We start from the raw sequence: 22952 nt of genomic DNA, 5'->3' as shown, positions 1-22952 counted from the left end.
GCATCCTCGCACCTGCCACCGACAACACGCCCGGGGGCCACCGCGAAGTGATCTTGAAACGTCGGCTGTGCGCCCATAAGTGCCCGCTTGGCACCCCGCCACGAGAACGGAACCGTTCCGGAGGGACGCCCGGCACGATTCGTCGTACGCGTGTGCGGCAACCATTCGCCCGGAGCGCGCGTCTTGTTCCGAAACCGGCCGGTGTCTCCTCGGGACGGCATCCGGCCAACGGCCGGACAGGACGGCGAAAGCAACCGGACGGAGCTTCCTGGCCCCACCGGTCACCCCACTAGAGTGGGCCGGAACTCCCGGGCGGAACCGGGAGCACCGCAAGCACCACGAATCTGCAGGGAGCGCATGACGTGCGGCCGGTAGGCAGCAAGTACCTCCTGGAGGAGCCGCTGGGACGCGGCGCCACGGGCACCGTCTGGCGTGCCCGCCAGCGGGAGACCGCAGGTGCCGAGGCGGCCGTCGCCGGTCAGCCCGGCGAGACCGTCGCGATCAAGGTCCTGAAGGAGGAACTCGCCAACGACGCCGACGTCGTGATGCGGTTCCTGCGTGAGCGCTCCGTGCTGCTCCGGCTCACCCACGAGAACATCGTGCGCACCCGCGACCTGGTCGTCGAGGGCGATCTCCTCGCCCTCGTCATGGACCTGATCGACGGTCCCGACCTGCACCGCTACCTCCGCGAGAACGGCCCGCTCACCCCGGTCGCCGCCGCGCTGCTCACCGCGCAGATCGCGGACGCCCTCGCCGCCAGCCACGCGGACGGCGTGGTCCACCGCGACCTGAAGCCCGCCAACGTGCTGCTGGACGAGAGCGGCGGCGGGATGCGCCCGATGCTCACCGACTTCGGCATCGCCCGCCTGGCCGACTCCCCGGGCCTCACCCGGACCCACGAGTTCGTCGGCACGCCCGCCTACGTGGCGCCCGAGTCGGCCGAGGGCCGCCCGCAGACCTCCGCCGTCGACATCTACGGCGCGGGCATCCTGCTGTACGAGCTGGTCACCGGCCGTCCGCCGTTCGCCGGCGGCACCGCCCTCGAAGTGCTGCACCGGCACCTCAGCGAGGAGCCCCGCCGCCCCAGCACCGTCCCGCAGCCCCTGTGGACGGTGATAGAGCGCTGCCTGAGCAAGGAGCCCGAGCGCCGCCCCAGCGCCGAGAACCTGGCCCGCGGCCTGCGCGTCGTCGCCGAGGGCATCGGCGTGCACGCCAGTTCCGCCCAGATCGCGGCGGCCGACGGCGTGGGCGCCCTCCTCGCCCCCGACCCGGCACCCGCACCCGTCCCGGACGCCCCCGGCGCCGCGGACCCCACGCAGGTGCTGCCGAGCAACGCGGGCCCGTACGACCCCGCCACCGCCACCAGCGTCCTGCCGCAGACCTCCGGCCGGGGCGACGGGCACGCCGACCCGACCTCGGTCCTGCCGCCGGTGCCGCCCCGGCCGGACGGTCCGCCGCAGCCCGAGGACCCGCACCCCTGGCAGTCCCAGCTCCGGGCGGCCCGCGACCGCAACGAGCAGACCCAGGTCCAGTACCTCGACCCGAGCGAGGACCCGCTGCGCCGCCGCCCCCAGCGGCAACCGCAGCCCCAGCCCCAGCCCCAACGGCAGCCCCAGCGCCGGCAGCAGCAACCGCCGCCGCAGCATCAGCAGTACCAGCAGCCGCAGCAGTACCCCCAGCAGCGGCAGCAGTACCAGCCGCAGCCCCCGCCCCCGCAGCAGTACGCGCCCCCGCAGCAGCCGCAACCCCAGCCCCAGCAGCCGCAGCCCCAGCAGCCGGCCCCCCGGCCGCCCCGCGAGCCGCGGCAGCGCAGCGCCAACCCGATGCGGATCCCCGGCCTCGGCTGCCTCAAGGGCTGCCTGTTCACCCTGATCCTGCTCTTCGTCGCGGGCTGGCTGATCTGGGAGCTGACCCCGCTGCAGGACTGGATCGGCGAGGGCAAGAGCTACTGGAAGGCGATCACCGACACGATCTCCACCGTCACCGACTGGATCTCGGAGCTGGGTGGCGGCGACAGCGGCACCAGCACCCCCTGAGCCGTCGGCGCACCATCGAATCTGTAGCTATATCGACTTCTGCGGGCCGGTTTCCCCGCATATCGCCCGCAGAAGTGAGGCTTGGCACCGACCCGGGCACCCAACACCCCGATCGACGCGTAACTTTGTCGACCGGGGGTCATGAGTGACGGTCCATCGCCAGCCGCTGAGGGAGCAGTCTTGGCACGGAATATCGGCAGCCGGTACACCGCCCACCAGATCCTGGGGCGCGGCAGCGCCGGCACGGTGTGGCTCGGCGACGGGCCCGAGGGCCCGGTGGCCATCAAACTGCTCCGCGAGGACCTCGCGTCCGACCAGGAGCTCGTGGGCCGCTTCGTCCAGGAGCGCACCGCCCTGCTCGGGCTGGACCACCCGCACGTGGTCGCCGTCCGCGACCTCGTGGTGGACGGCAACGACCTGGCCCTGGTCATGGACCTCGTGCGCGGCACCGACCTGCGCACCCGGCTGGACCGCGACCGCCGGCTCGCCCCCGAGGCGGCCGTGGCGATCATCGCGGACGTCGCCGACGGCCTCGCCGCCGCGCACGCCGCGGGCATCGTCCACCGGGACGTCAAGCCGGAGAACATCCTGCTCGACATGGAGGGCCCGCTCGGCCCCGGCAACTCGCACCCGGCGCTGCTCACCGACTTCGGCGTGGCCAAGCTGATCGACACCCCGCGCCGCACCAAGGCCACCAAGATCATCGGTACGCCGGACTACCTCGCCCCCGAGATAGTCGAGGGCCTCCCGCCCCGCGCCGCAGTCGACATCTACGCCCTCGCGACCGTCCTGTACGAACTCCTCGCCGGCTTCACGCCCTTCGGCGGCGGACACCCCGGCGCGGTCCTGCGCCGGCACGTCACCGAGGCGGTCGTCCCCCTCCCCGGCATCCCCGAGGAGCTCTGGCAGCTCCTGGTCCAGTGCCTGGCCAAGGCCCCGGCCTCCCGGCTGCGCGCCTCCGAGCTCGCCGCCCGGCTGCGCGAGCAGCTCCCGCAGCTGGCCGGCATCCCGCCGCTCGACGTCGACGAACCGGGCACCGAGGAACCGGAACCCCGGACGTACGACGAGCAGCAGTACACCCCCGCCCCCGAGGAACCCCGCCGCCGCGGCGCGGTCCCGCTGGTCCCCGGCTCCTCCGCCGACTCCAACCGCGACACCCACACCAGCATGCGGGTGCCGGGCCCCGACGAACTCTCCGGCGGCCCCCGCGGCACGGCCCGCGCCCCCCGTTCCCCCGGCACGCCCCGCCCCGGCTCGGCCCGCAACCGGTCCGCGGCCGTCCGCAAGCGCCGGCTGACCCTGGTCGCCGCCGCGCTGGTCCTGGTGGCGGCGGTGGGCGGCTGGCTGGCCCTGGGCGGCGACGACGGGGGCGCGCCCCCGCAGGAGACGGAGAAATCGGCCCCGGCCGAACCCTGACCCCTGGCCGGACCCCGGTCCCGCAGCCCCGGGAACCCGGCCGTCGCCCGGCCCGTGAGAGCCCCGCGGACCCCTCCGCGGGGCGGTGATCATGCGGTCCGAGGAACGTCCGCGCCGACAGCCGTTACGCTGGACCCGTGGCAGTCGTCGATATTTCCGAAGAGCTGAAGTCCCTCTCCTCGACCATGGCGTCGATCGAGGCCGTCCTGGACCTGGATGCGCTGAGGGCGGACATCGCCGCGCTCGAGGAGCAGGCGGCAGCGCCCTCCCTCTGGGACGACCCGGAGGCGGCGCAGAAGATCACCAGCAAGCTTTCGCACCTCCAGGCCGAGGTCCGCAAGACCGAGGCGCTCCGCGGCCGGATCGACGATCTCGAAGTCCTCTTCGAGCTCGCGCAGGACGAGGGCGACGCCGACGCCCTGTCCGAGGCCGAGGCGGAGCTGGAGTCCGTCCGCAAGGCGCTGGACGAGATGGAGGTCCGTACCCTCCTGTCCGGCGAGTACGACTCGCGCGAGGCCCTGGTCAACATCAGGGCCGAGGCCGGTGGCGTGGACGCCGCAGACTTCGCCGAGAAGCTCCAGCGCATGTACCTGCGCTGGGCCGAGCAGCGCGGCTACAAGACCGAGGTCTACGAGACGTCGTACGCGGAGGAGGCCGGCATCAAGTCGACCACCTTCGCCGTCCAGGCCCCGTACGCCTACGGCACGCTCTCCGTCGAGCAGGGCACGCACCGGCTCGTCCGGATCTCGCCCTTCGACAACCAGGGCCGCCGCCAGACGTCCTTCGCGGGCGTCGAGGTGCTGCCGGTGGTCGAGCAGACCGACCACATCGAGATTGACGAGTCCGAGCTGCGCGTCGACGTGTACCGCTCCTCGGGCCCCGGCGGCCAGGGCGTCAACACCACGGACTCCGCGGTCCGCCTGACCCACCTCCCGACCGGCATCGTCGTCTCCTGCCAGAACGAGCGCTCGCAGATCCAGAACAAGGCGTCCGCGATGAACGTCCTCCAGGCGAAGCTCCTCGAGCGCCGCCGCCAGGAGGAGCAGGCCAAGATGGACGCCCTCAAGGGCGACGGCGGCAACTCCTGGGGCAACCAGATGCGGTCGTACGTCCTGCACCCGTACCAGATGGTCAAGGACCTGCGCACGGAGTTCGAGATCGGCAACCCCGAGGCGGTCTTCAACGGCGAGATCGACGGCTTCCTCGAAGCGGGCATCCGCTGGCGCAAGCAGCGCGAGAAGTAGCCGGACGGGCCCCGGAGGCCCGCGTCCGAACGGTTCACGGCGGTGCCGGAACCCCCACGGGGTTCCGGCACCGCCGTTTCCGTCGGGCCGGACGCGGGGCCGCTCCCGAAGGGGAGTTGGGGTTCCGCTCGCGGGGGTGCCGTGGCGGGTGCGTCACAGTCGTGATGCTGAATGAGGATCAACTGCGGGCAAAACGGTCCAGATTGCATGGAACGGCCTTGACGTAGTCCTTAACTCTGGACAGGGTGCTAGGGCAGCATGCGTATGTCTGGGACGGGTGTGAACGGGGGCGGGCGGCTTGGCCACGGCGCTACGTGGGCCGGCGTTCGGAGCAAACCCCGCCGAGCCATCGCCCCGCATATGGCTGCTCCACTGACGAGAACAGCTACTGGGGGTAGCAGCACATGACGAAGAAGACGCGTGTACGCGTCGCGCGGATAGCCGCAGGTGCGGTGATCGCCGCAGGTGCCTCGCTCACCGCTGCCGGTGTGGCTTCGGCCGTCGGCGTCGACGTCGCCGGCCTGTCGGTCCAGGCCGAGGTGAACGGCGACGAGGGCGAGGGCGGCGAGTGCAGCCCGCTCGACCCGCGCTGTGGCGAGGGGGATGGCGGTGGTGACGCCGCTGGTGGCGGTGACGCGGCCGGTGGTGGCGACGCGGCCGGTGGCGGTGACGCGGCCGGTGGTGGTGACGCCGCTGGTGGTGGCGACGCGGCCGGTGGCGGTGACGCGGCCGGTGGTGGCGACGCGGCTGGCGGTGGCGACGCGGCCGGTGGCGGTGACGCGGCTGGTGGCGGTGACGCCGCTGGTGGTGGCGACGCGGCCGGTGGCGGCGACGGCGGCAACGGCAACAACGGTGGCAACGGCAATGGTGGCAACCAGGCCGGTGGCAACGGCAATGGTGGCAACCAGGCCGGCGGCAACGGCAACAACGGCGGTACCGGCAACAACGGTGGCAACGGCAACGGTGGCAACCAGGCCGGCGGCAGCGGCAACGGCGGTGGCGACAACGGCGGCACCAGCAACGGCGGTGGCGACAACGGCGGCACCAGCAACGGTGGCGGCGACAACGGCGGCACCAGCAACGGTGGCGGCGACAACGGCGGCACCACCGGCAGCGGCTCCTCCGGCTCCACCTCCGGCGGCGGCGACACCGGCGGCTGCACCGTCGACCTCGACGGCGCCACCTGCGAGGACAACACCACCCCCGACTCGGCCGGCAACCAGCCGGTCGAGCAGAGCAAGGGCAAGGACGAGCTCGCCGAGACCGGTGCGGCCGAGACCACGTTCCTGCTCGTCGGCGCCGCGACGATGATCGCCGGAGGCATCGGCTTCCGCATCCTCCCGCGCCTGGTGAACGGCCGCGCGGCCGTCTGAGGCCCGTAGCGGTACGGACACGCACACAGGAGGGGCCCGGGAAGCCGATCGGCTTCCCGGGCCCCTCCGCGTACACCTGCGCGCCCTCGCGGCGGCGCCCGCCCGGGGCGGGCGGGTCCGGCCCGCGCGTGCGACCCCGCTATGCCGTCCGGTGGGCCAGCAGCGCCACCGCGCCGAGCAGCACCACCAGCAGGGCCACCAGCATCACCGGATTCAGCCCGGCGAACATTCCCTGGCCGCGCTCCTGCTGCAGTCGCTCGCGGCTCGCCCGGCACACGGGGCAGCGGCCCTCGCTCACGGGCGCCGCGCAGCTCGCGCACACCAGTCGGTCATAGGTCATGCGCTTTCCTCCTCCCGCGCGGCGGAGCCGCAATACGCCTTCTCTCCGCGCAACGCTCACGGAAACGCAACCGTTCCCCCTACCACTGTGCCAGCTCACGCGGATTTCGGCGCGGCCCGCCGGGGATCACCCGTTCCGTAGTACTTTCGGCATCGATCACAGCCGGTACGGATCCGGCATAAAACACCCATCCCCGGACGCTCGCCTGCATGCCTCGGCCCGGTTCGCGTAAGGTCACGCACACCTACTCCCGGCCGACCGTGGTGCATCCGTGATCCGATTCGACAACGTCTCCAAGACCTACCCGAAGCAGAGCCGCCCCGCTCTACGGGATGTGTCCCTCGATATCGAGAAGGGCGAGTTCGTCTTCCTGGTGGGCTCGTCCGGCTCCGGCAAGTCCACCTTCATGCGGCTCATCCTCCGTGAGGAACGCGCCAGTCAGGGCGCGGTCCACGTCCTGGGCAAGGACCTCTCACGCCTGTCCAACTGGAAGGTGCCGCACATGCGCCGCCAGCTGGGCACGGTGTTCCAGGACTTCAGGCTCCTGCCCAACAAGACCGTCGCGGAGAACGTGGCGTTCGCCCAGGAGGTCATCGGCAAGCCGCGCGGCGAGATCCGCAAGGCCGTGCCCCAGGTCCTCGACCTGGTCGGCCTCGGCGGCAAGGAGGACCGGATGCCCGGCGAGCTCTCCGGTGGTGAGCAGCAGCGCGTGGCGATCGCGCGGGCGTTCGTGAACCGCCCCATGCTGCTGATCGCGGACGAGCCGACCGGCAACCTCGACCCGCAGACCTCCGTCGGCATCATGAAGCTGCTGGACCGGATCAACCGGACCGGCACCACCGTGATCATGGCGACCCACGACCAGAACATCGTCGACCAGATGCGCAAGCGCGTCATCGAGCTGGAGAAGGGCCGTCTCGTACGCGACCAGGCGCGCGGCGTCTACGGCTACCAGCACTGAGCATCGAGCACTGAAAGGACGCCATGCGCGCCCAGTTCGTCCTGTCGGAGATCGGCGTCGGCCTCCGTCGCAACCTCACGATGACCTTCGCCGTCGTCGTCTCCGTCGCCCTCTCGCTCGCCCTGTTCGGCGGCGCGCTGCTCATGCGCGAGCAGGTCAGCACGATGAAGGACTACTGGTACGACAAGGTCAACGTCTCGATCTTCCTCTGCAGCAAGAGCGATGTGACCTCGACGCCCAAGTGCGCGTCCGGGGCCGTCACCGCCCAGCAGAAGAAGGACATCGAGACCGATCTCGACAAGATGGACGTCGTCGACACGGTCACCTACGAGTCGGCCGACGAGGCGTACAAGCACTACCAGGACCAGTTCGGCGACTCGCCCATGGCGAGCAACATCACGCCGGACCAGATGCAGGAGTCGTTCCGGGTCAAGCTCCACGACCCGAAGAAGTACAAGGTCGTCGCCACCGCCTTCGCCGGCCGTGACGGGGTGCAGTCAGTCCAGGACCAGAGAGGCCTCCTGGACAACCTCTTCGAGCTGATGAACGGCATGAACATGGCCGCGCTCTTCGTGATGGCGCTGATGCTGGTCATCGCGTTGATGCTGATCGTGAACACCGTCCGGGTGTCCGCGTTCAGCCGGCGGCGCGAGACCGGGATCATGCGGCTCGTCGGGGCCTCCGGCTTCTACATCCAGATGCCGTTCATCATGGAGGCCGCGTTCGCCGGTCTCATCGGCGGCGTGCTGGCCTGCGTGATGCTGCTGGCCGGCCGGTACTTCCTGATCGACGGCGGCCTGGAACTCCAGAGCAAGCTGAACCTGATCGACTTCATCGGCTGGGACGCGGTGTTCACCAAGCTGCCCCTGGTCCTGGCGATCGGCCTGCTGATGCCCGCCGTTGCCGCGCTCTTCGCGCTCCGCAAGTACCTCAAGGTGTGACATGCGCCCCCTGGAACGCATGGCCGACGGGCCGTGCGGCCAGGGGGTGTTGTCTAGACTCGGCGGCATGTCCGACCCCGAGCAGTGTTCCGGGCCCCGCGGTGTGCGCCGCGGGGCGGCCCTGACATTGGTCTTCGTGAGCGTGCTGGCCACCGGGGTGGTCACCGGCTCGCTGCCGCGCGGCGGCCCCAAGTCCTCGGAGATAGCCACCCGTTCCGTCGCCTCCGTGGTCGACGGCGACGAGGTGGCCGCCGCCGCGGCCCGCGCCGAGGCGGAGGGCAAGTCCGGCAAGGAGGCGGCCGAGGAGGTCGTCAGCCGCAGCGGCGACCGCTGGGGCGCGGTCTACGACGAGCGGCAGTACGAGGAGTTCGAGCAGGCCCTGGACGGCGCGTACACCGGCGTCGGGCTTTCTGCGCGACGCTCCGCCGACGGCCGGGTCGAGGTGGCCCGGGTGCAGTCCGGCGGCCCCGCCGACCTGGCCGGCATCCGGTCCGGCGACCTGCTGCGCACGATCGACGGCCGCAGCGTCGACCGGCGCCCCGTCGCCGAGGTCGTCGCCCTGCTGCGCGGGGACCGCGAGGACGCCGCCGAGGGCAGCACCGTCGTCCTGGGGATCGAACGCGGCACCGCCCTGCGGACCGAGACGCTGCGCCGGGCCAGGCTCAGCACCGAGCCCGTCACCGTGCGACGGATCGGCCCGGAGCGCCCGGGCCCCTCCTCGGCCGTGATGATCGAGGTCGACTCGTTCACCAGGGGCTCGGGCACCAAGGTCCGCGACGCGGTCCAGGACGCCCCGACGGGCGCCGGCGTCCTCCTCGACCTGCGGGGCAACTCCGGCGGACTGGTCACCGAGGCCGTCACCGCCGCCTCGGCCTTCCTGGACGGCGGCCTGGTCGCCACGTACGACGTGCGCGGCGAGCAGCGCGCCCTCTACGCGCAGCCGGGCGGCGACACGGACCGGCCCCTCGTCGTCCTGGTCGACGGCGGCACGATGAGCGCCGCCGAGCTGCTGACCGGCGCCCTCCAGGACCGGGGCCGCGCCGTCACGGTCGGCTCGCGCACCTTCGGCAAGGGCTCGGTCCAGATGCCCAGCAAGCTCCCGGACGGTTCGGTCGCCGAGCTGACCGTCGGCCACTACCGCACCCCGGCGGGGCGCAGCGTCGAGGAACGCGGCATCACCCCCGACCTCACGGTCGACTCCCGGGCCGAGCGGCGGGCCGAGACGGTATTGAGTGGCCTCGGGGGTGGGTCGTAGTGCGAAAATGGCCGCACTATGGCTAAGGAAAAGGACACGGGGCGCAAGCTCATCGCGCAGAACAAGAAGGCGCGGCACGACTACCACATCCTCGACACCTACGAGTGCGGCCTCGTACTCATGGGCACCGAGGTCAAGTCGCTGCGGCTGGGCCGGGCCTCCCTGGTGGACGGCTTCGTCCAGATCGACGGCGGAGAGGCGTGGCTGCACAACGTCCACGTCCCCGAGTACGTGCAGGGGACCTGGACCAACCACTCCGCCAAGCGCAAGCGCAAGCTGCTGATGCACCGGGCGGAGATCGACAAGCTGGAGTCGAAGGCGGGCGAGACGGGCCACACGATCGTGCCGCTCGCGCTGTACTTCAAGGGCAGCCGGGTCAAGGTCGAGATCGCGCTCGCCAAGGGCAAGAAGGAGTACGACAAGCGGCAGACCCTGCGCGAGAAGCAGGACCTGCGCGAGACCAACCGCGCGATCTCGGCGGCCCGCCGGCGCCAGCGCAGCGCCTGAGCCCCCGGGGAGGACCGGCCCCACCGGCCTCCTGCCCGGCTCCCGCCGGGCCCCGGCGGGAATAGGCTGGCATCGTCGTGCGTTGGTCACGTACGATGGCATCGCACCTCGCAGAGGGTGCACGCATTGAAAACACAACATGGGGATGATCGGTTTCGACAGCGGCTGTCGAAGCAGGGGAAGCGTGTCGAGGAAGCGGCAATGATCTCGTAAACCATATGTCGCAACCAATAATCGCCAACACCAAGCGCGATTCCTTCGCCCTCGCTGCCTAAGTAGCGACTTGCGAAGTGTCAGCCCGGGGGTGATCCCGACCCGGATCCTGGCATCATCAAGGGATCTAAACTTCTGGACCCGGTCACGGGGCCTGGAAGGAAATCAAACAGTGACTGAGCCCGTCGGAGACTTGTTCGCGTGATCTCCGGGGCCGAGAAAATCGCAGCGAACTGCACACGGAGAAGCCCTGATTCCGCACCGTTGGACGCGGGTTCGATTCCCGCCATCTCCACAATTCCCATGTGAACCTCTGCCCCGCGAGATCCTTCGCGGGGCAGAGGCTTTTTCGTTCCCGACGGGCGGTCGTCCGTCGCGGCTCACGGCGTGAACAGGCTCTTCACGACGGACGGGCCGCCGAACTCCGACGCGACCGCGTCCATGACGATCTCGTCGCAGACCCGGCCGAGCCAGTACCCGGCCTGGCGCAGTGTCCCGGCCCTCCGGAACCCCGCCTTCGCGTAGGCGTTGATCCCCGCAGCGTTGGGGGCGAGGACCTTGAGCCACACCATGCGCAGGTTCGTCACATGAAAGGCGTAGTCGAGAGTGAGCCGGGTGGCTCCGTGGCCCAGCCCCCGCCCGCGTGCCTCGGGGGCGAGCATGATGACGAATTCGGCGGTCCGCACACCGTGGTCCGGGAGCAGTGTGGTCACTCCGGCCGGTACCGGAGTGCCGTCCGCCAGGTCGTAGACCGTGAACCGGATGTTCTCACCGCGCAATTGGTGCCCCACCGCCGCAGGTCCGTCACGCAGTCGAACCCGGCTTCCGTGTCCTCGGCCCCGAGGGGGCCTGCGGGCCGGGTCCGGGTACGACGCTCCCCGCTCATCAGGGGGATGTCCGTGGGCGGCTGAGGTAACCTCCGCACCACCGTTGTCGGCCGCAGGGGCCGCGGGGTTGCCTTTCTGTGGTTGCTGCCGAAGAGGGGGCGAGTGAAGAGCGGTGCCGTTGTGAAGCCGAGTACCGGGAGAGCATCCACCGAGGGCCACGGCGCCGATCATGGACCTCGGCCCCGGGCTCCGACCGTTGACGTGTCGCCGGGTTGCCGCCCCTCTATAGAAGAGGGGCCTTCCCCGACCTGCGATTTCGTGGTCGATGTGTCAGGGAAACCCGAACGCTACTTTTGAGTAACGTCAGGAATTGCATAACACTTCTCTCTTGTGGAGGGCGGCGCGCGACTGCTTCCGGAGGCTGATCCGTCAAGGGGGCCATGTCATCGTCACGCTGACATGGCTCGGGTAAGTGTCAGAAAAACTATGACACTATCTGTAGGGTGAGTGCATGGTCAGCGCACGCCGGGACGCAGCACACCGACGTCGGGTACGGGTGCCCCAGAGCCTTGAGAAGGTCGCAGAAGAGGCCAAGAGGATCATCCGTCCCGGTGAGAGCGTGGACGTCACCATCAGGAAGAGGGGTCCGTACAGAATGTTGGCGACTGATCCCATGGAAGACGTGTTCGAGAACCAGACCGAGCCCATGCATGTCGTGGTCTCGTTGGGCTTCATCACCCGATTCCCCAGGTACAACCTGCCCAGCCTCTCCAAAGACCTGTTCTGGACGATCGTCGGGCTGCTGGCCGAGAAGGACGAGCACGGCCAGTATGTCCACATCAACCGCCATGGCGAGATCGCGGTCACCCAGGATCAGCTGGCCCGGATGCTCGGCGTCAAGAGGCCCACGGTCAACGCGGCCATAGGGCACCTGATGGCCCGGAACTTCCTGTGGAAGACCAGGCGGGGCAAGTACCAACTCCACCCGCTCCTGCTGTACTTCGGCAGCGCCACCCGGCAGGACGAGGCGATCGGTTACGCCAAGGCTCACTTCGAGGACAAGAGGCTCCCCGTCGTGCCCGAACCCGGAGCAGTGATCGCGCATGAGATCACCCCGGACGGTGTCGCCGACATCCTTGCTTGACCACGGCTCCGCGGACCGTGAGCACGGCCTCGGACACGCATGGGGGCGCCCGGGGCCGACGGTGCTGTGGTCCCTGGCGGGGGCGTAGTAGCGGCCGAGCATGCCGGTGACCCACTGGGAGTTGGTGGACCTCGCCCTGAGGTGCCGGGCGCCGAGGGGGAAGTCGACGGGGTCGGTCGGGTGGAAGCGGAAGACCACGTCGAGGTGGGAGAACTCTTCCAGCCCCTTTTCGCTCCACCCGTGGAGCCGGCCGAGGTCAGCTCATTGTCCCTGCCCGTCGTCCGTGCGGAGATTGCCGACGCCCGGACGCTGTACCACGATGCCCGGTTCGGGCGGCTGACGGGCCTATTGCCCGGAGTCCTTTGCGACCGCAGCGAGGGCGAGGGCTGGAGACAGCGCACGGCCCCGCATGTCCGCGACGGGGGAGACACGGACGGGCGGGGCCGACTGCGAACTACCTGGCGGAGCGCGGCAGCGACCCGCGAGCGCAGAACATCGTCAACGATCGTGTCCACGCTGCGCCACGTGTACCCGCTCACCTCCTCCTGTTGCAGCTTCACGGCCTGGTCGCCGCTCGCACGGAAGAGGTAACGGAAGTCCGCGTGCCAGTGGGCGCCCTCTCCCTTGCTGTCGTTGGCGGGGATGGGGTGCACGTCGATGTGCACGGGGGTCGCCTGCACGGGGGAGATGCTGAGCGTGATTCCCGTTTCCTCGATCAGCTCGCGCAGCGCCGCGCCCATCAGGTTCACGTCCTCGGGTTCCAGGTGTCCGCCGGGGGTCAGCCACTTGTCGAGCGCCACGTGATGGATGAACAGCGCTTCCCCCTGGTCGTTGACGAGCACCGCCCCGGCGGTCACGTGCCCACGGAACTCCTTCCGGCTCGTCACGTCGGAGCCCTGGTCCAGCAGCTCACCGAGCGGGGCAAGCATGTGCTTGTCCTCGGGGTGCGCGTCGGTGTACTCGGCCACGGTCGTACGGATGTGGTCTGCCGTGATGGGCATTCGATCACCTGTTGTAGTAGTGGAGCCAGGCAGCCGCGATGGCTTCCCGGTCGGCGGTGGACACCTCGTGCACAGCGCTGTCCAGGTCCCCACGGGTGAGTTTGGCGGCGCCTGCCAAGAGTTCGCCCTGAACGAGCGCGATGAACGGTCCAACGCTCGCCCCGTGGATGAAGTTGACCGCCTCGCCCCCGTTCAGCAGATAGAAATAGTGTCCCCGCGTGCTGTAGCAGGTCACGTGCTCGCCGGCGTTGTCACGGGTGTAACCCGAGGGGAGCCCGCTCAACTCCAACTCGTCTTCCGAACTGGTCACGGTGGCGACATAGGCGCCGTTCTTGAGCTGAGGGAAGTCCTCGCCACGCAGTGACAGTCGACCGGTCGCGCACAGCACGAGACCCGCCGCCGAAATGGCCCGGTCGCGGTCTCGGGCCACCTCGAACCCCTGCGACATAGCCTGTGCTCGCCGCACGGGGTCCACGTCGTGGACGATGACACGAACGCCCTTGACGTGCAGCAGGCGGGCAATCGAGCTTCCCAGCCTGCCGAAGCCGATCACCAAGGCGGGACGCCCGTGCAGGATGTCGTTCCGCTGCCGCAGCAACGCTTCCGTGGAGAACACGACGGACTGTCCGACCAGGAAGTCTTCCGGTTCCTTGAGTGGCGAGCGAGCCACGCTGATCATGGGGCACGGAAGCTTGTCCCGCTCGGTGTAGCGGCGGTGCCCGTTCTCGGTGTCCTCGACCACGCCGAGGACGGTTCCCGAGAACCGCTCACAGATCGCGTCCAGCGAGGGGGCGAAGTAGCCGCCCACATCAAGTAGGACGAGCTGTTCGCCGGCTGCTCTTTTCTCCAGGTAGCTCACGGCCGTGTCGGGGTCGCTGAACAGCTCCCGGGACAGCTCGTCGCACGGGTGCGCCTTTTCGATCTCGCGGCGGGCGCTCGCGTGGATGGACTTGGGCTTGGGCAGCACCGCGCGGAGCTGCGTCACCCTGCCCACGGCGTCGACGAACGAGGGACGTTCGGGCAAGAGATGGGTGATCAGCAGCGAGGACGGACGCTCGCTCGGGGCGAATATCGCGGTGACCTTGCCGAAGAACGCGTCAAGTCTCGCGCGCTCGATGGTTTCCATGGGCACCCCCCTTTCTGTCTGTAGTCGTTGCGGGCCCCGCCCGGTTACCGACTGTCCCCTGAACTGTGAGAAACCGGGCGGTTCACGCCCCGTCCGCACGACATCAGCGGCAGCGCCGAAGGGGCGGGGAACCATGCCCGCCCCCGGCCGGACAGGACCACTGAGGACAGGGCCTCACCGGGGGCGGGAGTCTCAAACGCGCGCCACGGTGCCGGGAGGGACCAGCCACTCAGGGCACCCGCCCTCGGGCCGTACGAACGCCATGGGGGTCTTCCGGCGCTCGCTGGGGAGCTTCGCCGGGTCCTCCCATTCGGGGTCCACGTCGCGCAGGATGCCGACCCGTCCGGCACGGTCCTGCACCCTCAACCCAACATCGCCCCTAGTGATCACCCGAACGCCTCAGCAGGCAGCGGGGGACCGCCCTCGGGCTCTTCATCGTCCGACTCCGGGATGCGGTCCCCTCGGCTCTCCGCGACCCTGAGCGCGTCTCGCAGGCACTCGGACAGACGAAGGGCCGTGTACCTCACCTCGGAGTGGGGCGACCTGGGGTCGGACAGGACCCTGCCCGCCGACTCCAGGACGTTTGCGCCCATCCTGAGCTGAACGGCTTCCATCTCGTCGGCGAGACGGGACAGGACACTGTTCGGTCCGCCGTCCGTGCTCAGATAGCACGACTTGCCGTCCCTGGTCCATGGGAGCAACCGGGGCGGTAAGCCCGCTGCCGCGTCGGCAAGGTCCTGCCGTCGCTTCCGGTCACCCGCAGTTCTGTGCGTCACGTCGGCCCCTCGGTCCGCTCGGTCGATATGGGGACCGTACGAGCGGTGAGGGGGTCAATCCACCTGCGGTGAGCGGTAGTTCAGCAGATTTGCGTGCCGAAGTACCGCGCTCTGCAGTAGCTCAGCCGGCGACCCCGAGGTGTGCCGCCATGCTCCGCATCTCTTCGGTCAGCGTGCGCTTACGGGTCTTGAGAATGTCGGCCATGACGTAGCGCGCCATGGGCTGATGAGTGACCCAGCCCTCTGCGCGCTGCTTGATCTGCATCAACTCGCCCATGGCGTCCTGGTGTTCACCGGATGCGACATGAGCCTTGGCCACGTCCAGGCGGTGACGGTTCCAGTTGTTCGAGGTGACTCCGCCGAGGTTGCGCAAACCGCGAGCGCTCACGGGGCCCTCATCGGCGCGCCGCAGGACCCCGCGCGCATCCCCGGCCAACGACAGGTCTTCGATCGCCTTCATTTCGACCGTTGCCGGCCCGAACCCGCCCCAGTGGTCGGGAAAGCCCATGTCCTCACGCCCCATGGCGCTCGCTGCCGTCGCTGCCATCCGCCGAGCCTCAGTGGCTGCATCCGGGCGATTGTTGCGCACGCTGGACGCGGCCACCCTGAGCCACAGCTCGCCCCATACGGCCAGGTGAGTGGCGGACACCGAAGACAGCCGAGGTTCAATCTCTGCGGCGGTCTGCGCTGCAAGCCGCTCACATTCGTCGAAGCGGTCTTGCCGCAGCAGCAACCAGCACATGCCGACGACACCGGTTGCCGCCGTGAGGGTCTGCCCGTTCTCTCTGGCAAGGCGGATCGCCTCTGCCAGCGCGTAGTAAGCCAGGTCGTACTGCCGCACCTGCGTGAGGAACTGGCCTGTCATCAGCAGCACTTGGCAGCGGGCGATTACCGCGTGCTGCTGCTCCTCGCCATCCAGGACGTTTGCAGCGGCCTCAGAGCCGCGCAAGAGCGGGGGAAGCAACTTTGCCACGGACGAATAGCGGTCCTGGTCGTACAGGGCCCGAGCGTCCCGAACCTTCCGACGGGTCGCGTCCAGCCCCCCAGGTTCCACCGGGTCGGCGGCGAGAGGGGCGGCAAGCCCGAGGGGCGGCATCAGCGCGCGTCGCAACTCGACGAGATACTGCCGGTTGGCGTCGTCCTGGGGGCCGACCACGGATCGCGGAGCCTCGGTGGCGAACAACGCCGATGTACTGACCCCCAGCGCACGGGCGAGGGCGTGCAAGGTCTCGACTCGCACATCCCCGCCTTGTTCGACCTTGCGAACGGTACTCAGCGAAAGGTCCGCCGACTCGGCCAGCCCTTCCTGGCTCAGTCCGGACGTGCGCCGGTACTTCCGGATGTTGTCTGCCAACCCTGGGGACATCAGCGCTCACCTCACGACAAGCGTATGCCCTCGCCTCAGCTCGGCGAGGTCGATCCGTCAAGCGGGGCCCGAACGACATCAGCCCCCGTACCCGTCACCCTGGTGTGGGTGACGAGCGCGGGGGCTCTGGTGGTGCTGCGGGACGGTCCCACACGTCCGAGTCGTCATCGTCTGGCTCGGGTGCTGCGATGGCGGTGCGGGCGCTCGGCGAGAGTCCCGACTCCAAGATGTGTCGGGTGAGTTGGGTGCGGTACTGCCCGACGATGGTGGCGGCCCCGTTCTCCACGGTGCCTCGCTCGGCGGTCACGATCAGCCCACGCTCGGAGTCGAACTCTGCGGCGAGTTCGGCGGCCCTGCGGTCAGCGTGCGACACCATGTCGTCCAACAGCCTTGCGTCATACCAGCGCTGTTCGGGAACGGTCTGCACCTCACCCAAAGCCGTCTGCGCACGCTGCGCCCCAGTCAGTGCGTGCCCACGCTTGTGGCGGGCCGCTCGGTATTCGACGTATGCCGCGAACCAGGGCTCTACGGAAAGGGCAGCGAGGAAGGTTTCCCGCGCAGTGTCACCGGAGCTGGTTACATCGTCGGCGCGCTCGCGCCACGTCCCGACCACCTCACGGCGGTACTTTGCGGCGCGTTCCGCCCGCCGCGCCGGTTCCGCCTCACGCGCTGCCCGCAGCTGTGCTTCGACGTCCGCGAGAGGCTCGCACCCCCACCGCCGCGACGGCCAGGGCCAGGCCCGCCGCGCAGATCGGGGCGATGTAGCCCGTCGTCCCGGCGGTGTGCTCCACCAGCCAGCCGCCGGTCGCCGAGCCCGCCGCGATGCCGCCCAGCAGGGCGGTCACGGCCAGGGTCATGCCCTCGTTCAACTGGCCCTCCGGGGTGAGGCGTTGCACCAGGGTCATGCCGGTGACCATGGTCGGGGCCGTCGCCGCGCCGGCCAGCAGCAGGGCGGCCGCGAGGGCGAGCAGGGAGGGGGTCGAGGAGGCGGCGAGCAGCGGCAGGGACATCAGTGCCGTCATCCCCGTCAGGCAGAACAGCAGTCGGCGCCGGATGTCGGGGGCCGGGCGCAGCGAGCCGTACAGGAGCCCCGCCACGCACGAACCGGCCGCCTGGAGGGCGAGGACCGCGCCCCCGGCGTGGGCGATCGTGACGACCTCCATCGAGCCGAAGACCGCGCCGGTGGCGAGGAACGCGGCGAGCAGGGTCGGCATGCCCCGGACGCGGAGCGGGGAGCCCTCGGGGGTGCGGGGGGACACGGGCGGCTCGGTGGCGCGCTGGGCGGCGAAGATCAGGATGCCGGTCATCAGCAGGACCGCCCCGACGAGCGTCCCGGCCTCCGGGAAGAGCGTCGCGCACAGCAGGGCGGCCAGGACCGGGCCGAGCATGAAGCAGAGCTCGTCCACGGCCTGTTCGAAGGAGTTCGCGGTGTGCAGGGCGGCCGGGTCGCCCCGGTGCAGATGGGCCCAGCGGGCCCGGGACATCCCGCCGGTGTTGGGAGTGGTGGCGGTCGCGGCGTAGGAGGCGAAGAGGGTCCAGGACGGGGCGTCGTAGTGCACGCAGAGCAGCAGGGCCAGCGAGCCGAGTACGGCGATCGCGGTGGCGGGCACCGCGACCCGGGCCTGCCCGTACCGGTCGACGAGCCGGGCCGTCCACGGGGCGACCACCGCCGTGGCGGCGAGGCCGGTCGCGGTGACGGCGCCGGCCAGGGCGTACGAGCCCCGCGAACCGGCGATCATGATGACCGCGCTGACGCTGAACATCCCCATGGGCAGCCGGGCGAGGAGGTTGCCCGCGGTGAAGGCGCGGGCGCCCGGGGTGGCGAGCAGCCTGCGGTACGGGTTGGTGGAGGCCCGCCGGACGGGCGCGGGGGCGGGGGCAGCGGGGGCGGGAGCGGCGGCGCGCGGGGCGATGACCAGCAGGTCACCGGAGAGGGCGAGCGCGGGACCGGCGGCGGGAGTTCTCTCGTACGGCATGGTCCAAGCCTCGGGGCGGGCGGTCACCGGGGTCCAACACCTTCTCCGGGCCGATTGACGCACCTGTGTTGTAAATTCTGGTGTGACCTCCTCCGCCGGTCCGGACTCCCGGACACACCACGCGCCCACCGACCCCCGGCTGCTCCGCGCGTTCGTCGCGGTCGCCGAGGAACTGCACTTCACCCGGGCCGCCGCCCGACTCTACGTCGCCCAGCAGGCACTGAGCCGGGACATCCGCCGACTGGAGCGCGAGCTGGGCGCGGAGCTGTTCGTACGGACCACCCGGCAGGTCGCCCTCTCCGCCGACGGCGAACGGCTCCTGCCGTACGCGCGACGGGTGCTGGACGCCCACGCCGATCTCACGGCGGCCTTCGCCGACCCGGCCGCCCGGCCGCTCCTCGTGGACCTCAACACCGACGGCATGACGGCCGCCCGGGTGCTCGCCCGCGCCCGGGAACTGGCCCCGGCCTGCGAGCTGATGGCGCGCTTCGAGAGCGGGCTGACCTGGGCGGCGGGCGAGATCCTCGCCGGGCGGCTCGACGTCTCCTTCGGCCGTGCCGCCGGACTCGCCCCCTCGGTGCTGGCCCGGCTCGGGACGCAGCCGGTGCGGTACGAGCCGATGGCCGTCATGCTCCCCGCCGACCATCCCCTCGCCGGGCGGGAGGCGGTGGAGCCGGCCGAACTCGCCGGGGAGACGGTGTACGCGGGCGCCGGAAACCCGCGCACCGAGGAGTGGACGGATCTCGCGCGGGTGCTCTTCGCCCGGTGGGGCATCGAACTGGCGCCCCCCGCCCCGCTCGCCGTGGGCGTCGCCGAGTTCCAGCGGCTCATGACCAAGTCCCGGAACCCGGTGCTGGCCGTCGTCGACTTCCCCCCGATGCCCGGCACCGTGGTGCGCCCGCTGGTCCGGCCGGTGCCGCTCTCGCCGCTGCTGCTGGTCTGGCGCAAGGGGCTCGCCCACCCCGGCCTCGACGCGCTGCGCGGGGCCGCGGCCCGGCTGGGCGCCGAGGAGGGCTGGCTGGACCGGCCGGACGGGAGCTGGCTCCCGGAGACCGACGCGCTCCTCATGGCGGGGGCCGGCTGAGGGCGCCCCGGCCCGACTGCCGGGCGCGGGGCGGTGATCGGGGCGTGCGCCGGTATACGTTCGGCGCGCCCGGTGCCGTGGGGCGGCGCCCTGCGCGCTCGGTGTGCCCGAGACGATCGTGACCGTTCGACGTCATGTGACGTAACCGGCGGGAAATACGGGTGAACCACATCCGTCACGTGCCGTTGGCAGGCTCGCGGATCGGCATCATCGGGCAGCAGCGGGACGAGAGCCGGGAAGACCACATGCACGAGGACGAGCGGTACGGGAACGAGCGGGATGAGGGCGGGCGGCGGTACGGGGACGAGCGGGGCGGGGACGGGCAGGACGAGGGCGGGCGGCGCGGGGACGAGCGGTACGAGCCCCTCGTGGGCTTCACCGTGGGGGTCACCGCCGCCCGGCGCGCGGAGGAGTTCGGCGCGCTGCTGGAACGGCGGGGCGCCAGGGTGCTGCACGCGCCCGCCCTGCGGACCGTGCCGCTCGCCGACGACACCGAACTCCTCGCGGCCACCCGGGCGGTCGTCGAATCCGCGCCCGACACGGTCGTCGCCACCACCGCGGTCGGCTTCCGGGGCTGGATCGAGGCCGCCGGGGCCTGGGGGCTGGGCGACCAACTGGCCGAGGTGCTGCGCGGCGTCGAACTGCTCGCCCGCGGTCCCAAGGCCAAGGGAGCCGTCCGGGCCGCCGGGCTGACCGAGACCTGGTCGCCCGCCTCCGAGTCCATGGCCGAGGTGCTGGACCGGCTCCTGGCCGAGGGCGTGACGGGCCGCCGCATCACCGTCCAGCTCCACGGCGAACCCGCCCCCGGCTTCGTCGAGGCGCTGCGCGGGGCGGGCGCCGAGGTGGTCGCCGTGCCCGTCTACCGCTGGGAGGACCCCGAGGACCTCGTCCCGCTCGACCGGCTGATCGACACCACCCTGGCCCGGGGCCTGGACGCCCTCACCTTCACCAGTGCCCCGGCCGCCGTCTCGCTGCTGCGCCGGGCCGAGAAGCGCGGGCTGCTCCCCGAAATCCTGGACGTGCTGCGGGACGACGTCCTCGTGGCCTGCGTCGGCCCCGTCACCGCCCTGCCGTTGCGGGAGCGCGGCATCGACACCGTCCAGCCCGAACGGTTCCGGCTCGCCCCGCTCGTCCAGCTGCTGTGCCGTGAACTGCCCGCCGGGGCACGTGTGTTGACGGTGGCCGGGCACCGGGTCGAGATCCGGGGCCACGCGGTGCTCGTGGACGGTGCGCCGCGCCCGGTGCCGCCCGCCGGGATGGCGCTGCTGCGCGCCCTGGCCCGTCGTCCCGGCTGGGTGGTGTCCCGTGCCGACCTGCTGCGCGCCCTGCCCGGAGGCAGCACGGACGAGCACGCGGTGGAGACGGCGGTGGCGCGGCTGCGCACGGCGCTGGGCGTGCCCCACCTCATCCGGACGGTCGTCAAGCGCGGCTACCAACTGGCGCCGGACACGCCGTCGGACACGCCGCCGGGCACGCGGGAGGACGGGCCTGGGGCGGCCTCCATCGGTTAGAGCACTGCCGGAACACCCGTTGTCAGACCCGCCTGTTAGAACCGAAAGGGACGGGGACGACAACACGGGAGGTCTTGTGGGTACTTGGGGCGCGGGCAACTTCGACAGCGACACGGCGGCCGACCATCTGGCGGACCTCACCGGGCGGCTCGTCTCGCGGATCGGGGAGGCGATGTCCGGCGATCCGGTCGCCCTGGAACCCGACGACTACGACGGCGTCACGGTGCCGTGCGACATCGAGCTGCTCTGCCTGATCGCGGAGCAGGGGTACGTCGGTCCGGTGGTGCCGGAGGCGGCGGTGGTCGCGGGCTGGCGGAAGACGTTCATGGACGTGTGGGAGCGGACCATCGACGAGCTGGAACCCGAGCCGGAGTACAAGGAGGACAGACGCGCGGAGCTGATCCGCACCTTCGACCGGCTGGCGGCCCTGGCGGAGCGGAAGTAACCGGGGCGGCAGCGGTCGGAACGGGGCGGAAGAAGCCGGGGCGGGGCGGGAGCGGGCGGAGGCGTGCCGGGATAGCGTGCGGGGATGATTTCTGACACCCACCGGCTCGACGCGGAGATACGGCTCCGCCCCACCGTCCCGTCCGACGCGGCCTCCCTCGCCGACTCGCTGGCCCGCAGTCGCGCGTACATGCAGCCCTGGGAGCCCATCCGGCCCGACGCCTTCTACACCGAGCAGGGGCAGCGGGAACGGCTGGTCACGCTGTTCGAGGACCGGGACGCAGGCCGGGCGGCGCCGTGGGTGCTCGCCGACGAGCAGGACCGCGCGGTGGGCGGGTTCAACCTCTCCGGCATCGTGCTCGGTCCCTTCCGCAGCGGCACCCTCGGCTACTGGGTCGACGTCGAGTACGCGGGTCGGGGCCTGGCCACCGCCGCCGTGCGCCTGATCTGCGAGATGGCCCGGGACGGGCTGGGCCTGCACCGGATCGAGGCGGGGACGGTGCTCGACAACACCGCGTCCCAGCGGGTGCTCGCCAAGTGCGGCTTCGAGGAGTACGGCATGGCCCCGCAGATCCTGTACATCAACGGGCAGTGGCGCGACCACCGGCTCTTCCAGCGCATCCTGCACGACGGCCCGCCGAGGGACCTGCCGACGGCCGGCAGGGGCTGACCGACGGCTGACGCGAGGCGCCCCGTGGACCGGTGTGCGCGGCGCGGGGGCGGACCGGTGTGCGGCGCGGATGTCCAGGGACCGGCGCGGATGCCCTCAGCGGTCGGCGTCGGCCGCCGCGCCGTTCCGCAGCCGGGTGTGCAGGTGCCCGTCCAGCGGCCACGGCGGTTGTGCCGGGAGGATCCCCGCGAGGCCGTACCCGCTCTTCTGCGCGACCCGGCAGGACGCCTCGTTGTCCAGCTGGTGCAGCAGGTCGAGCCGGGTCAGCTCGTCCTCGGCGAACGCCTCGAAGGCCCAGTCGGTGAGCGCCCCGAGCGCCCGTGGGGCGATGCCGCGTCCACGGGCCGGGGGCATCGTCCAGTAACCGACCTCCGCGTTGCCGGAGCCCGGCGCGGGGGCCCTGAGCGCCACGTTGCCGACCAGTTCGTCCCCGCGTTCGCGGTCCACCACCGCGAAGCCGAAGTAACTGCGGGACTCCCGGCCCTCTTGCCGTACCCGCAGCCACCGCCACGCCTCCGCCTCGTCCGTGATCTGGCTCCGCAGTGCGGCGCGCATGCTGGGATCGCGGTATGCCTCGACCAGTGCCGGGATGTCCTCGGCCTGCCAGGGCCTGAGCAGTAACGGACCGGCCGGGAGGGTGACGGTGGCGAGAGCGTCGTTCATCCGGACACCGTACGGCCCGGGCCCGGACACCGTACGGCCCGGGCCCGGATACCACCGGGGCTCCGCGCGGGGAACCGG

At 71.0% G+C, this 22952-nt stretch carries 20 protein-coding genes, 1 other RNA gene and 1 pseudogene; 14 read left to right on the top strand and 8 right to left on the bottom strand.

The features are described 5' to 3' along the window. Nucleotides 1-362: 362 nt before the first annotated feature. From OCT49_RS11985 to OCT49_RS11970, 4 genes are all read left to right on the top strand, one after another. Nucleotides 363-2036, top strand: coding sequence for a serine/threonine-protein kinase (locus tag OCT49_RS11985; protein WP_283851865.1), 1674 nt, complete (start codon nt 363-365; stop codon nt 2034-2036). Nucleotides 2037-2216: 180 nt separating this feature from the next. Next, nucleotides 2217-3452, top strand: a complete 1236-nt coding sequence (locus OCT49_RS11980; RefSeq protein WP_283851864.1) for a serine/threonine-protein kinase — start codon at nt 2217-2219, stop codon at nt 3450-3452. 137 nt (nt 3453-3589) lie between these two features. Further along, entirely contained in the window at nt 3590-4696 is a 1107-nt protein-coding gene (gene prfB, locus OCT49_RS11975; RefSeq protein ID WP_283851863.1) for a peptide chain release factor 2, read from the top strand. A gap of 404 nt (nt 4697-5100) precedes the next feature. Then, nucleotides 5101-6069 (top strand): LPXTG cell wall anchor domain-containing protein, encoded by a 969-nt coding sequence (locus OCT49_RS11970; RefSeq protein ID WP_283851862.1) that lies wholly within the window; start codon nt 5101-5103, stop codon nt 6067-6069. A 139-nt stretch (nt 6070-6208) separates the two neighbouring features. Here OCT49_RS11970 and OCT49_RS11965 read toward each other — a convergent pair whose 3' ends face one another. Further along, the gene (locus OCT49_RS11965; RefSeq protein WP_283851861.1) at nt 6209-6409 is read right to left on the bottom strand and encodes a hypothetical protein; all 201 of its coding nucleotides are present in this window, start codon (nt 6407-6409) and stop codon (nt 6209-6211) included. A 271-nt stretch (nt 6410-6680) separates the two neighbouring features. Between OCT49_RS11965 and ftsE the strand changes: the two genes are divergently transcribed. From ftsE to ssrA, 5 genes are all read left to right on the top strand, one after another. Then, entirely contained in the window at nt 6681-7370 is a 690-nt protein-coding gene (ftsE, locus tag OCT49_RS11960; protein ID WP_148838248.1) for a cell division ATP-binding protein FtsE, read from the top strand. A 23-nt stretch (nt 7371-7393) separates the two neighbouring features. Next, complete coding sequence (ftsX, locus tag OCT49_RS11955) at nt 7394-8311, top strand: permease-like cell division protein FtsX (RefSeq protein ID WP_283851860.1); 918 nt, start codon at nt 7394-7396, stop codon at nt 8309-8311. A 67-nt stretch (nt 8312-8378) separates the two neighbouring features. Next, complete coding sequence (locus OCT49_RS11950) at nt 8379-9566, top strand: S41 family peptidase (RefSeq protein ID WP_283855765.1); 1188 nt, start codon at nt 8379-8381, stop codon at nt 9564-9566. Between the two features lie 18 nt (nt 9567-9584). Next, on the top strand, nt 9585-10073 hold the full coding sequence (smpB, locus tag OCT49_RS11945) for an SsrA-binding protein SmpB (protein WP_283851859.1): 489 nt from the start codon (nt 9585-9587) through the stop codon (nt 10071-10073). A gap of 141 nt (nt 10074-10214) precedes the next feature. After that, nucleotides 10215-10584: a transfer-messenger RNA gene (gene ssrA / locus OCT49_RS11940) on the top strand. An 82-nt stretch (nt 10585-10666) separates the two neighbouring features. Here ssrA and OCT49_RS11935 read toward each other — a convergent pair. After that, entirely contained in the window at nt 10667-11065 is a 399-nt protein-coding gene (locus OCT49_RS11935) for a GNAT family N-acetyltransferase (RefSeq protein WP_349632786.1), read from the bottom strand. A gap of 559 nt (nt 11066-11624) precedes the next feature. Here OCT49_RS11935 and OCT49_RS11930 point away from each other — a divergent pair. Next, entirely contained in the window at nt 11625-12257 is a 633-nt protein-coding gene (locus OCT49_RS11930) for a helix-turn-helix domain-containing protein (protein WP_283851858.1), read from the top strand. Nucleotides 12258-12718: 461 nt separating this feature from the next. Here OCT49_RS11930 and OCT49_RS11925 read toward each other — a convergent pair. From OCT49_RS11925 to OCT49_RS11900, 5 genes and pseudogenes are all read right to left on the bottom strand, one after another. Beyond that, nucleotides 12719-13258, bottom strand: a pseudogene (locus OCT49_RS11925) (NUDIX hydrolase); the annotation flags it as partial. 4 nt (nt 13259-13262) lie between these two features. Then, nucleotides 13263-14384 carry an adenosylhomocysteinase gene (locus OCT49_RS11920; RefSeq protein WP_283851857.1) on the bottom strand — a complete coding sequence of 374 codons (1122 nt, stop codon included), beginning with the start codon at nt 14382-14384 and terminating at the stop codon, nt 13263-13265. 897 nt (nt 14385-15281) lie between these two features. Continuing rightward, nucleotides 15282-16514, bottom strand: a complete 1233-nt coding sequence (locus OCT49_RS11910) for a helix-turn-helix domain-containing protein (RefSeq protein WP_349632785.1) — start codon at nt 16512-16514, stop codon at nt 15282-15284. 106 nt (nt 16515-16620) lie between these two features. Continuing rightward, nucleotides 16621-17139, bottom strand: coding sequence for a hypothetical protein (locus tag OCT49_RS11905; RefSeq protein WP_283851855.1), 519 nt, complete (start codon nt 17137-17139; stop codon nt 16621-16623). 49 nt (nt 17140-17188) lie between these two features. Next, nucleotides 17189-18502 carry an MFS transporter gene (locus OCT49_RS11900; RefSeq protein ID WP_283851854.1) on the bottom strand — a complete coding sequence of 438 codons (1314 nt, stop codon included), beginning with the start codon at nt 18500-18502 and terminating at the stop codon, nt 17189-17191. A gap of 82 nt (nt 18503-18584) precedes the next feature. On the opposite strand from OCT49_RS11900, the gene OCT49_RS11895 reads away from it, so the two are divergent. From OCT49_RS11895 to OCT49_RS11880, 4 genes are all read left to right on the top strand, one after another. Continuing rightward, nucleotides 18585-19586 carry a LysR family transcriptional regulator gene (locus tag OCT49_RS11895; protein ID WP_283851853.1) on the top strand — a complete coding sequence of 334 codons (1002 nt, stop codon included), beginning with the start codon at nt 18585-18587 and terminating at the stop codon, nt 19584-19586. A gap of 185 nt (nt 19587-19771) precedes the next feature. Beyond that, nucleotides 19772-21097, top strand: a complete 1326-nt coding sequence (locus OCT49_RS11890; RefSeq protein ID WP_283855763.1) for a uroporphyrinogen-III synthase — start codon at nt 19772-19774, stop codon at nt 21095-21097. 76 nt (nt 21098-21173) lie between these two features. Further along, nucleotides 21174-21542 carry a DUF4259 domain-containing protein gene (locus tag OCT49_RS11885; RefSeq protein WP_283851852.1) on the top strand — a complete coding sequence of 123 codons (369 nt, stop codon included), beginning with the start codon at nt 21174-21176 and terminating at the stop codon, nt 21540-21542. 84 nt (nt 21543-21626) lie between these two features. Then, a complete protein-coding gene (locus OCT49_RS11880; protein ID WP_283851851.1) occupies nt 21627-22211 on the top strand; it encodes a GNAT family N-acetyltransferase in 585 nt (194 codons plus the stop codon). Between the two features lie 96 nt (nt 22212-22307). Here OCT49_RS11880 and OCT49_RS11875 read toward each other — a convergent pair whose 3' ends face one another. Next, a complete protein-coding gene (locus OCT49_RS11875; protein ID WP_283851850.1) occupies nt 22308-22874 on the bottom strand; it encodes a GNAT family N-acetyltransferase in 567 nt (188 codons plus the stop codon). Nucleotides 22875-22952: the final 78 nt, after the last annotated feature.

This window comes from Streptomyces sp. ML-6 (assembly GCF_030116705.1).
GTDB lineage: Bacteria > Actinomycetota > Actinomycetes > Streptomycetales > Streptomycetaceae > Streptomyces.
Note: the sequence above shows the minus strand (reverse complement) of the source record. Positions and strands in the feature narration are given on the sequence as shown.

What these genes read in the sequence shown, in the direction of transcription:
- OCT49_RS11965 (WP_283851861.1), bottom strand. Translation starts at nt 6,409, where the DNA reads ATGACCTATGACCGACTGGTGTGCGCGAGCTGCGCGGCGCCCGTGAGC.
- ftsX (WP_283851860.1), top strand. Translation starts at nt 7,394, where the DNA reads ATGCGCGCCCAGTTCGTCCTGTCGGAGATCGGCGTCGGCCTCCGTCGC.
- OCT49_RS11970 (WP_283851862.1), top strand. Translation starts at nt 5,101, where the DNA reads ATGACGAAGAAGACGCGTGTACGCGTCGCGCGGATAGCCGCAGGTGCG.
- OCT49_RS11930 (WP_283851858.1), top strand. Translation starts at nt 11,625, where the DNA reads ATGGTCAGCGCACGCCGGGACGCAGCACACCGACGTCGGGTACGGGTG.
- OCT49_RS11875 (WP_283851850.1), bottom strand. Translation starts at nt 22,874, where the DNA reads ATGAACGACGCTCTCGCCACCGTCACCCTCCCGGCCGGTCCGTTACTG.
- OCT49_RS11920 (WP_283851857.1), bottom strand. Translation starts at nt 14,384, where the DNA reads ATGGAAACCATCGAGCGCGCGAGACTTGACGCGTTCTTCGGCAAGGTC.
- OCT49_RS11880 (WP_283851851.1), top strand. Translation starts at nt 21,627, where the DNA reads ATGATTTCTGACACCCACCGGCTCGACGCGGAGATACGGCTCCGCCCC.
- OCT49_RS11950 (WP_283855765.1), top strand. Translation starts at nt 8,379, where the DNA reads ATGTCCGACCCCGAGCAGTGTTCCGGGCCCCGCGGTGTGCGCCGCGGG.
- smpB (WP_283851859.1), top strand. Translation starts at nt 9,585, where the DNA reads ATGGCTAAGGAAAAGGACACGGGGCGCAAGCTCATCGCGCAGAACAAG.
- OCT49_RS11900 (WP_283851854.1), bottom strand. Translation starts at nt 18,502, where the DNA reads ATGCCGTACGAGAGAACTCCCGCCGCCGGTCCCGCGCTCGCCCTCTCC.